The sequence below is a fragment of the Sinorhizobium kostiense genome, assembly GCF_017874595.1.
GTDB lineage: Bacteria > Pseudomonadota > Alphaproteobacteria > Rhizobiales > Rhizobiaceae > Sinorhizobium > Sinorhizobium kostiense.
Genome location: NZ_JAGILA010000004.1, coordinates 157,609 through 168,216 on the forward strand (window position 1 = coordinate 157,609; position 10,608 = coordinate 168,216).

The 10,608-nt window shown below is 63.2% G+C and carries 9 protein-coding genes and 1 riboswitch; of the genes, 4 read left to right on the forward strand and 5 right to left on the reverse strand.

Going from position 1 to position 10,608, the window contains the following annotated elements; all coding sequences use genetic code 11:
* Position 1: 1 nt before the first annotated feature.
* A complete protein-coding gene (locus J2Z31_RS16115) occupies positions 2-796 on the reverse strand; it encodes a DUF1194 domain-containing protein (protein WP_209602966.1) in 795 nt (264 codons plus the stop codon).
* 167 nt (positions 797-963) lie between these two features.
* Between J2Z31_RS16115 and J2Z31_RS16120 the strand changes: the two genes are divergently transcribed.
* Together J2Z31_RS16120 and J2Z31_RS16125 are read left to right on the forward strand one after the other, a co-directional pair.
* Positions 964-2,274, forward strand: coding sequence for a glucoamylase family protein (locus J2Z31_RS16120; protein WP_209602583.1), 1,311 nt, complete (start codon positions 964-966; stop codon positions 2,272-2,274).
* Positions 2,275-2,322: 48 nt separating this feature from the next.
* Positions 2,323-3,168 carry an IucA/IucC family C-terminal-domain containing protein gene (locus J2Z31_RS16125; protein WP_209602584.1) on the forward strand — a complete coding sequence of 282 codons (846 nt, stop codon included), beginning with the start codon at positions 2,323-2,325 and terminating at the stop codon, positions 3,166-3,168.
* Between the two features lie 136 nt (positions 3,169-3,304).
* Here J2Z31_RS16125 and J2Z31_RS16130 read toward each other — a convergent pair whose 3' ends face one another.
* From J2Z31_RS16130 to J2Z31_RS16140, 3 genes are all read right to left on the reverse strand, one after another.
* Positions 3,305-4,078, reverse strand: a complete 774-nt coding sequence (locus J2Z31_RS16130) for a CbtA family protein (protein ID WP_209602585.1) — start codon at positions 4,076-4,078, stop codon at positions 3,305-3,307.
* Between the two features lie 263 nt (positions 4,079-4,341).
* Positions 4,342-4,518, reverse strand: coding sequence for a CbtB domain-containing protein (locus J2Z31_RS16135; RefSeq protein WP_209602586.1), 177 nt, complete (start codon positions 4,516-4,518; stop codon positions 4,342-4,344).
* A gap of 39 nt (positions 4,519-4,557) precedes the next feature.
* Positions 4,558-4,821: riboswitch (cobalamin riboswitch) on the reverse strand.
* A 119-nt stretch (positions 4,822-4,940) separates the two neighbouring features.
* Positions 4,941-6,224, reverse strand: a complete 1,284-nt coding sequence (locus J2Z31_RS16140; RefSeq protein WP_209602587.1) for a cystathionine gamma-synthase family protein — start codon at positions 6,222-6,224, stop codon at positions 4,941-4,943.
* Positions 6,225-6,502: 278 nt separating this feature from the next.
* On the opposite strand from J2Z31_RS16140, the gene J2Z31_RS16145 reads away from it, so the two are divergent.
* Positions 6,503-7,825 (forward strand): mechanosensitive ion channel family protein, encoded by a 1,323-nt coding sequence (locus J2Z31_RS16145; RefSeq protein ID WP_209602588.1) that lies wholly within the window; start codon positions 6,503-6,505, stop codon positions 7,823-7,825.
* 114 nt (positions 7,826-7,939) lie between these two features.
* Positions 7,940-9,628, forward strand: coding sequence for an alpha/beta hydrolase (locus J2Z31_RS16150; RefSeq protein WP_209602589.1), 1,689 nt, complete (start codon positions 7,940-7,942; stop codon positions 9,626-9,628).
* Between the two features lie 58 nt (positions 9,629-9,686).
* Here the strand turns inward: J2Z31_RS16150 and J2Z31_RS16155 are convergent, their stop codons facing one another.
* Entirely contained in the window at positions 9,687-10,538 is an 852-nt protein-coding gene (locus J2Z31_RS16155; protein ID WP_209602590.1) for a LysR family transcriptional regulator, read from the reverse strand.
* Positions 10,539-10,608: the final 70 nt, after the last annotated feature.

Here is a 10,608-nt window from a genome sequence, read left to right on the forward strand (position 1 = left end):
TCTATCGATCGAGCTCCGGGTAGATCCTGTCAAGGAAGCCCGGCCTGAGCCTTTCGCCGATCATGCAGTCGGCCGCAGCATGTGCAGCAGCAGGGGTGGCAGCCGGTTCGGGCGTCAGCCCGCTCACCTCGAGAACCAGCTTCTGGCGGATCGCGATCGCGAAATCCTCCGGCTCGTGCACCGGAAGCACGAAGGAGCCGGGCCCGCCGATCACGCATGCCGTATAATATTCGTCCAAAGGCCCGGTCGAAAAGGATGGCCGGATCATGATGGCGAGCCCATTGATGACGATGCCCCGCGCAAGAGCCGCATCACGGGCCGGGGGTACCGGCGGCCCCGTATTGTTCGGCCCGTCGCCGGAAATGTCGAGAACGCGCCTCGTGCCTGAGAAGGCGTTCGACTCGATCAGGTTGGTGCCGAAGAGAATCGCGTTCGAGAGCGAGGTCCCGCGCCGTGGGCCGATCGGCCTCGCCTCAATCAGCGAGGCAAAGGCGTCGGCGTCTTTGGCATTTTCTATGACCTGCCAGCCGACGAGGGAGGCCTCGTTGACGAGGCCCGCCCACTCGAAATAGCCGATGGCGATACGCCCGAGGAAACCGCCCTCAATCGCATTGATGAAGTCCGGATGCCGCAACGCCTGGACATAGCCGGAGCGTTGCACCCGAGCCTCCTCCATGTCCATGGAGCCGGAGACATCGACCGCCAGCAGCAACTCCACATCGACATCCGGGGGCGCTGCCGCCGTTTGCATCGGGCTGCTGCCAAGAGACAGGATCAATGCCAGAATGCTCCACATCGCATCTGCCAATCACAGCTCTGCGGTCGGACGCTTCGGCTTCCAACCGGCTCCACAAAGGAACCTTATCACAGGATCGCAAATCGGCGACTGTTGCGGTAAGCCGCTGCTACAATAATTGTTGATCGCCGCGTCAAGAATGCGGTCTTTGGACGAGGGCCGTCGAGATGCTGCAGATTCCGCCATTGAGCGATCTGGCCAGGATCGACCGGCTGCAGCGCGCGGCCTTCGATTATTTTCTCCTCCATTCTGACGTTCGGACCGGGCTTGTCGCCGATACGGCGCGAGCCGGCTCGCCGGCAAGCATCGCGGCCACGGGTTTCGGGCTCAGTTGCTATCCCGTGGCGGTAGAGCGCGGCTGGATTGGCCGGGCGGATGCCGTGCGGCGGGTCTTGACCGCCCTGCGATTCCTCGATGGTAGCCGTCAGGCGAGCGATGCAGGCGCAACGGGATATCGCGGCTTCTATTATCACTTCCTGGACATGCGGACGGGCGAACGCGCCTGGAACAGCGAAGTCTCGACCATCGACAGCGCGTTGCTCTTCGCCGGCGTCCTGACGGCTGCCGTTTATTTCAGCGGACGCCATGCCGCGGAAGCGGAAATTCGAGCGCTTGCCGAGCGGCTCCATGCGCGGGCGGATTGGCCCTGGGCGCTCAATCGCGGCGATGCGGTCACGATGGGATGGCGCCCGCCCGGGCGTTTCCTGAAGCACCGATGGCACGGTTACAGCGAGGCATTGCTCATCTATGTGCTGGCGCTCGGCTCGCCCACCCATCCCGTTGCGCCTGAGAGCTATCACGCCTTTGCCGCGGCGCATGAATGGCTGACGATCGGTGGGAACCGGCACCTCCATGCCGGCCCGCTATTCATCCATCTCTTCCCGCATGCATGGATCGATTTCCGCGCCATCCGCGACAGCGGCATGCGGGAGGCGGCAAGCGACTATTTCGAAAACACGCGCCGGGCGATCACGCTCCAGCGTGCGCATGCGCAAGCGAACCCGCACGGTTTTTATGGTTATTGCCGCGATCTTTGGGGATTGAGCGCCTGTCATGCACCGAGAGGCCGGCTGAAGCTTCGCGACGGCCGCTGGCAGAAGCTGCTCGGCTATGCGGCGCGCGGCGCGCCCTATGGCGCCGACGACGGCACGCTCGTTCCCTGGGCGGCACTTGCCGGCCTGCCTTTCGAGCCGGAGGCCTGCCTGACCAGCCTCTTCCATCTCCTGTCGCGCTATCCGGCGCTGCTTCGTGATGGGCGCTTTCCCGGCGGCTTCAATCCGAGCCTGCCGGGCGAAGGTCGCGAAGGCTGGGTGGACGATCGCATCGTCGGGCTTGACCAGGGGCTCACGGTCATGATGATCGAGAACTGGCGAAGCGGCTTGCTTTGGGAGCTAACCCGCGGCATTCCGGCGGTCAGGCGTGGGCTTGAAAGGGCGGGCTTCACCGGCGGCTGGCTGTCGCCGCAATTTTCCAGTTGATGGCGAGGGATGAACCAGGTGCAGCAGAGGCAGGAGGCCGGTGGCGCAATGAAGAATGCTGGCGCCGCGGCGGTCGAATGGCTCGCGGCCGCATTTCCGGATATCGCGTGCTCGATTGCCGCGCCGCGAGAGGCGTTTGGGTCGCCGGCCGACTTCTGGGCGGAGGCCTCCATGGATGTCGAAAGCTGCCTCGCCTACCAGGATCGCTTTGCCTCCGGCATGGACGACAAGATCCGGGCGGCGCACCTGATCGCCTTCTACAGCCATCAGCTCTGCCTCGCGGCAGGCGCGATCTATCTTGCCAGCGGGGCCGTTCCGGCAGTTTCCGGGTTGCGCTTCGAGCGTTACGTGCGCAGCGACGGCGGGCGGGAAGTCGAGGCAGGCCGCTTCCACTTCCTGGTTGAGGTGCCGACTGCAGACGCCGTCGCAGGCGAGGAGAGGGGGCGACGGTTTCACGACGCTTTCGTCAGGCACATGAAGCCGATCATCGCGCTTCTCAGGCGCCGCTGCGGTCTTTCTGCCCGGGCGCAATGGCGGCTTGCGGCTGACGGGCTGGCGGGTGCCTTCCTGGAGATCGGTCGCCGGCGAGATCAGGAGGCGGCGGCGATCGAGCGTGCACTCGGGATTGTCAAGCGCGAGGGCTCGCCGCTGTCATCGCCCGAACTGCACTACGAGAAGGTCAATGCGGAAGCGCATGGCGGTGCGCTTGCCCGGACCTATCGGATACGCAGCGGCTGTTGTCTCTATTACCGCACGGAAGGCGGTGACTTCTGCGACACCTGCGTGCTGCTGGAACCGGAGGCAAGACGGGAGAGACTGAGGGCGCATTTGCGCGGGTCGGCCGGGAAGTCGGCTGAGAGCGAGGTGGTGGATTGCCCCTCTCCTCGGGTTTAACCTGGTTTAACCCGAGGACTAGCCCTCTCCCCGCGGGCGGGGAGAAGGTGCCGGTCCACCCTCCGCGGCTGCAGCGCAGCTGCTGCGGAGGACGGGCAGGCGGACGAGGGGGCAAAACGAGTTCGACGAACCCTGGCTAAGCAACCTTCACGAACCGGTCGTTGATGAAGCCGGAGACGACCCCGAGGACGATCCAGAAAGCAAGCGTCGTGGCGAGGGCCGCGACCGCGAATTCCGCGCCGAGGACAGCCGGGACGTTGCTCGAAATATCGAGGGGCTGCGGTGCGCCATAGGCATGGGGTGCGGCGATCAGCACGAGGCCTGCCAGTTTGGAGATGACTTCCCCGCGCAACGCCAGCAGGTAAAGACCTGCGGCCGAGAAGAGCACGGTTGCCACCCACCAGGTCTGGCGGTCGCCGAGCTCGGCGGCCGGGAAGCCGGGAAGCTCAGGCGGCAGGCCGAGGGCCGGCAGCATGTGCACGGCCAGCCAGCCGAAGGCACCCCAGAGAGCTCCGTTTGCGAGCGTGATCGGATAGGCGATCATGACGCTGATGCCCGCGAGGAGCAGCGAGAACCCGGCACCGGTGACCAGATTGGCAAGGAGCGTGCCGGAGAAGCGGCTCATGCCGAACATGATTCCGCCCTCCTCATCTTCGCCCCCATGCTCATGCGCATAGGCCGGCGTAACTGGCGAAATGGAGGCGAGCAGCGCGCCAAGCGGAGCGTTAGCTTTCAGAGACGAGTGCTGTTCGTGGCCTGCGGCCGCAGGCTCTCCGGTGGCCGGCGCCTCACCCTCATATTGCTCCGCATGCAGAATGAGCGGTGTGACGCGCAGTTCCTGGGCGGCGGTCATGAAGACGCCGGCGACCAGCCCGGCCACGATCGCGGCCAGAAGTGTCTTGACGATCATTTGTCGATATTCCTCAATGCGGCGCTCCCTTCCGGGCTATCGGCGCCGACAAACAAGCGCAATCCGGCGTCCTACAGCGCCGAGCGTCCTTGAGGACGCACAACGGGCGCTGTAAGTATTTGAATCCACGCATCCTGCTTTCCGAAAATCGGGTCCGATTTTCGGGCCGATGCGCTAGCTGCATCGCATTGGCATCCGCATGCTCGGAGCGCCAGAAGGCTCTGTTCAGCTTCGGTCCGGAACGCGCAAGGCGTTCCATGCGCTTAATGGCAGGGGAAGCCGTAGGAATGGCGGGTGTCGTGCGCCGTGTCGTGCAGCACGGCCGAATTCGCCAGGCCTGCACCGAAGACGAGGAATGCGCCGATCATCAGGGCAAGAATGCCCGCGGTCAGACGATCGCTGAGGGAGAGCGAGACGCTCGAAACTGTAGATGTAGCCATGACAACCTCCGTGATGGCAAAGGGAGTTTCCCGATGGGCATTTGCCCGCATCGATTGGCAGGTTTCCTGGCTCGCGGCGTCAGGTGTTGCACCAGGGATTTGCCTCGCCTTCCCAGGTGAACCGCCCGTTCGCGGTCCTTTCCCAGTGGCTTTTTCCGGATCGCTCCGGAACGGCAAATTCACGCCGCTCTACAGTCGCGGGGTCGGCCATGATTGAGATGCCCAGCTTGGGTCCATCCGTCACGTTCCCGTTTACTCCCGAAACGCGTTCGCATTCCGGGAACCAACCGATCCGCGATGATTAGGGGCGGTCGCCGTCGATGTCAATCGAGGCGGAGCTGTAAAATGCATGGGCCCATCTTCCAGCGCCAGCTATGTCATCTTTTTTAGCGGCGCGCGTTTGCCGCGAACGAGCCGCACCGTCAGGCGCTTGCGAGTGCGCTGGCGAGATCGGTGACAAGATCGTCCGGATGCTCGATGCCGATCGACAGGCGGATGGTCGATTCGAGCACTCCTATCCGGTGCCGAACGTCGATCGGCACACCCGAATGGGTCATCGCTGCCGGGTGGCTTGCGAGCGACTCGGTGCCGCCGAGGCTGACGGCAAGCTTGAAAATCTGCAGCGCGTTCAAGAAGCGGAAGGCCGACTCCTGGCCGCCGGCGATATCGAAGGAAAAGGTCGAGCCGGCGCCGGTGCACTGTGCCGCGAAGACGCGGCCGACACTCGAGGCTTCGTCATCGAAGGGGAGATAATGGATGCGCTCGACCTTCGGATGATCACGCAGGAACTCGGCAACGACGCGCGCGTTTTCGTTCGCCTTTTCCATCCGCACCGACAGCGTCTCCAGCGAACGGCCGATCATCCAGCAGGAATGCGGGTCAAGCTGGGTGCCGATCGAGCCACGCAATGCCTTCACCTGCCTGATGAGCGCCTTGGAACCGAGGGTGGCGCCGGCGATCAGATCCGAGTGGCCGCCGACATATTTGGTGAGCGAATAAAGCGAGAGGTCCGCGCCATGGTCGAGCGGGTGCTGGAAGACCGGACCGAGCAGCGTATTGTCGCAGGCAAAGATCGGCCGGTGCCCCTGTTTTTCGCCGATCCTGTCGGCAATGCCGCGGATCATTGCGATGTCGACGAGGCTGTTGGTGGGATTGGCCGGCGTCTCGATGAGGATGAAGGTGACGCGGCCGTTCTTCATTGCTTCCTCGGCGGCGTCGTTGACCGCCGCCGCGTCGAGGCCATCGGCAAAACCGACGGCGGAAATGCCGAGATTGGGAAGGGTTTTCGCCAGCAGCGTCTCGGTTCCGCCATAGAGCGGCTGCGAATGCAGGATGACGTCGCCCGGGTGAACGAAAGCGAGCAGCGTGGTGGCGATCGCCGACATGCCGGAGGAAAAGAGCGCACCCGCTTCGGCGCCTTCGTAGACGGCAAGCCGATCCTCGACGATCTCGCTGTTCGGATGGTTGAAGCGGGAATAGACCAGGCCGGCGCCGACGCCAGCCGGCGGTTCGCGTCGCCCGGAGACGAAATCGAAGAAATCGCGCCCCTCCTCGGCCGAGTGGAAGACGAAGGTGGAGGTGAGGAATACCGGCGGCTTGACCGCACCTTCGGAGAGCTCCGGGTCGTAGCCATAATTGAGCATCAGGGTTTCCGGATGCAGTTTATGGTTGCCGATATGGGTTTTCGACGGATGCGGCGCGGTCATTTTGCTATCTCCCTGGGGCTCCACTGCCTTTCGAAATATAGAGATAAGGCGCAGAAAATTGCCGGCGAGGCCTCTTGCCTGGCTGAAGGAACAGATTTCCCACGCCAGGAGCCAATCGCGACGTTGCCGAGCACATCAGGCTGTCCGCCTCGGCAAGGGAACCACGGAACGCGCTTTTGGCGCGCGAGCATTGAACGTGAAAAAATTGCCCTAGATTCAAGGAACTAGAGCGCCTCAAATAAATCCGAACGGACGCCCGGCGCTCTGGGAGAAAGGCGATGGATTTCGTGGAAGCGATCGGCGCCACCGAGTCTTGGCTGCGCACCGTGATCTTGAATGAGTGGACGCTCTACCAGCTGGCGTTGATCGCGGTCGGTTATCTGGTCTGCGGTGTCTTGGCGAAACACACAGAGCCGGCCGTGGAGGCCCGCGCCCGTACGATCAAGGGAAATCCGGACCTGCTTCGGGTCATCATTGCCTTCATGCGGCGGCTCAAATGGCTCTTTCTGATCGTGTGGCTGTGGATTGCCGACGTGCTTCTGTTGCGGTTCGGCTGGCCCTCGTACCGCTGGCTCGTCTCCACGGCGCTCACGCTCGCGGCAGCGTGGTTCGTCATTTCAGTGCTGACGCGTCTCATCCGCAACCAGATGCTGGCGCGTGCCGTGGCCGTCGCCGGCTGGTCCTATTTCGCGCTTTATGCGCTCGGGCTGGACGACGTCGTCCTCATGGCGCTCGACGGAATGTCGGTCAATCTCGGCGCCGTTCGACTGTCGATGCTGATCGTCCTGAAGGCGATCGTCCTTTCCGCTGCGCTGATCTGGATGGCCGTGCTGATCGGCAGGGTCACGTCGCACTGGATCGAAGGGTCCGGGGATCTAACGCCCTCCTTCAAGGTTCTCATCAGCAAATTGATCAAGATCGGACTGATTATTTTTGCCGGCATGATCGCCTTGTCGGCAACAGGGATAGACCTGACCGCGCTCACCGTCTTTTCCGGTGCGGTCGGTGTCGGCATCGGTTTCGGCCTGCAGAAGGTCGTCTCCAATTTCATTTCCGGAATCATCATCCTGCTCGATAAATCCATCAAGCCAGGCGACACGATTTCGCTCGGCGAGACGTTCGGCTCGATCCGGGACCTCAGATCCCGCTTCGTTTCCGTTATCACGAGGGACGGCAAGGAATACCTCATTCCCAATGAGGACTTCATCTCGCAGCAGGTGGTGAACTGGTCCTTTTCAAGCGAATATGTGCGCATCGAGGTCGATTTCGGGACCTCCTACGACAGCGATCCGCATGAGGTCGTGCGCATCGCGATCGACACGGCGAAAGCCATTCCGCGGGTTGCCAGCACTTATGCCCAGCCGGTCTGCTGGATGACGGGATTCGGGGCGTCATCGCTCGATTTCAAGCTGAGATTCTGGATTTCCGATCCGAGCAACGGACTGACGAACGTCCGCGGCCAGGTGCTGATGGCATTGTGGGATGCATTCAAGGCGGCCGGTATCTCCATCCCGTTCCCGCATCGAGAGATCATCATGAAGACGCCGATCGAGGTGACCCGCGCGGCGCCCCGATATCCAGGCAATAGTGCGGCCGAATAGCTCGGTAAGATTGACTGCGTTGGCGTAGGAGGCGACATTGCGGCTCGCGCGCCACCCGCGCCGGAAGAACCGTGACTGTCTCAGCGACAACGCCTCGTGGAATTGGAGCCCCCGATGGAACATCTTCGGCAGACGGACCTGACGCGATCGACGCGGCCGTTTCCGGGCCTTCTCGGGCGTCTCCTGGAATCATTCTCCGCGGCCGGCCTGCTCGTCGGGGTGTTGTTCTTCGCGGTGTCGCTGACGCCGAGCCTCATTCCGCGGCCCTCTCCGATCCAAGGGATCATCTCCGGCGTTTCGCTGGCGGCGGGATATGCGATCGGCGTGTTGCTCCGCTGGCTCTGGGCGTTTTTCGAGCTCCGCGAGCCTACGGCGCGGCGCGAGCGCACGCTGAAGATTGCAGCGACGATCGTCTGCATAGCGGCGGCGGCCGTGTTCCTGTGGCAGACGGCCGGATGGCAAAACACGGTCCGAGATATCATGGGCCTCGAGCCCATCGACGGCGTGGAACCCGTCACCCTCGGCCTTGTCGCGGTTGTGGTCTTTCTCGCGCTCGTCTTTCTCGCGCGGCTGTTCAGACTCACATTCCGCGGCTTCTCACGATGGCTGGAGCGCTGTCTCACGCGGCCCATCGCGCGTGCCATCGGCGGGCTGGCCGCGATCGCACTCTTCTGGTCCGTGGCCAACGGCGTCGTCTTCAAGTTGGCGCTCCGGGCTGCCGACAGCTCTTTCCGGACACTCGACGCGCTCGTTGATCCCGATGTCGCGCCGCCGACCGATCCGAGGAAAACCGGGAGCGAGGCCTCGCTGCTGAGCTGGGAGGAACTGGGGCGGCAGGGGCGCCATTTCGTCGCCTCAGGCCCGTCGGGCACCGACATCGGCGCCTTCTTCGGCGCGAGCGCGCCCGATCCCCTCCGGGTCTATGTCGGGCTGAATTCCGCTGAAACAGCGCGCGACAGAGCGAGGCTGGCCCTCGAAGAATTGAAACGCGCAGGTGGGTTCGAGCGAAGTGCGCTCGTCATCGTCGTGCCGACCGGCACCGGCTGGGTCGATCCCGCCGCGCTCGACGCGCTCGAATATCTGCTGCACGGCGAAGTGGCGAGCGTCGCGGTGCAATATTCCTACCTCACGAGCTGGCTGTCGCTTCTGGTGGAGCCGGGCTATGGAGCCGACACCGCCAAGGCGCTCTTCGATGAGATCTACGGCTACTGGACGACGCTGCCCAGGGATGCGCGGCCGAAGCTTTATCTGCATGGGCTGAGCCTCGGCGCTATGAATTCGCAAGCGTCGGTCGATCTCTTCGATGTCATCAGCGATCCCTTCCAGGGCGCGCTTTGGAGCGGCCCGCCATTCCAGAGCGAACTCTGGCGCTCGGTGACGGCCGATCGTCTCGCCGGTTCGCCTGCATGGCTACCGCGCTTTCGCGACAGTTCCATCATTCGCTTCACCCATCAGCAGAATGCACTCGATGTCCCCGGTGCAGATTGGGGTGCGATGCGGATCGTCTATCTGCAATATGCGAGCGACCCAGTGACCTTCTTCGATCCGCGTGCCTTCTATCGCGAGCCCGATTGGATGAAGGTGCCGCGCGGCCCCGACGTTTCGCCGGCGTTGAGCTGGTTTCCCGTTGTTACCGGGCTCCAGCTTCTCGCCGACATGGCGCTCGCGACGACCTCGCCGATCGGCTACGGCCACGTCTACGCCCCGGAGCACTACATCGATGCGTGGATGGCGGTCGTGGATCCGCAAGGCGTAACGGCCGCGGATGTGGCGCGGCTCAAGGCGCAATTCAGCGCGCCATGAGTCGGTTTGCCCCTCAGGTTTAACCCGAGGAGAGGGGCAAGTCGGCTGGCTGACCGGCTTAGACACCCGACAGAAGTTCCACCATGGCGCCGATGATCTTGCGGTGCTGGCGGGCGTGACGGGCGCGCAGGCTTGTCGCGGCATAAACGGCCTGCGGAATGACCGGCGCATCCTCGACGACGATCGCGGCGCCGTTCTCGGCCAGGCGGGCGGCTGTAGCGCCGGTGACGTATGCGGCAGCGCCAAGGGTTCCGAGCAGGCCGGTGATTGCCATGTTCTGTCCCGCCGCAACCGGAGCAGCGGAGAGATGCGGCAGTGCGAGGCGGTGGATCCTGTCGAAGGCCGGCGAATAGCTTGCCCGAATATAGGTCTCCGGCTTTATGCCGGCAACGTCGCGGGCCTCTACACTGACCATTCTGTAATGCAGTTCTCCGATCCGTTCGTAGTGAAGGTCGGGCAGATAGTGCGGCGTATAGAGAATGGCGAGGTCGAGATCTCCGGCGGCGAGTTCGCGATTCATCTGATTGGAATAATCCGCCTCCATGTAGATTTCGGTCGCCTGGAACTCGCGCCGGATTGCCCCCAGCCATGGGCCGGCGAAAATCTCGGCGAGATCATGCTGGATGCCGAGCCGCATCGAACGCTCCAGTGCGCCGGCGCCCGCCACCGCCCTCGTTGCTTCATGCCACTGATTCTGCAGGGCCTTTGCGTAATCGAGGAAGCGTAGGCCCGCGGCTGTCGGAACGGTGCCGCCCTTGTTGCGGGTGAAGAGCTTGCGATTGAACTGCGCTTCCAGCGCCTTGACGCGATGGGAGACCGTCGACTGGGTGATATTGAGCCGCTCGGCCGTGCGGTTGAAGCTGCGCGTCTCCATCAGGTCCAGAAATGTCTCGATCAGATCAACTTGCATGTTTGCGACACTCCTTCGATCGCCATCATGCAGTCTAATCGAATTTCTCGATCAATAAAGCCTCGAGCGT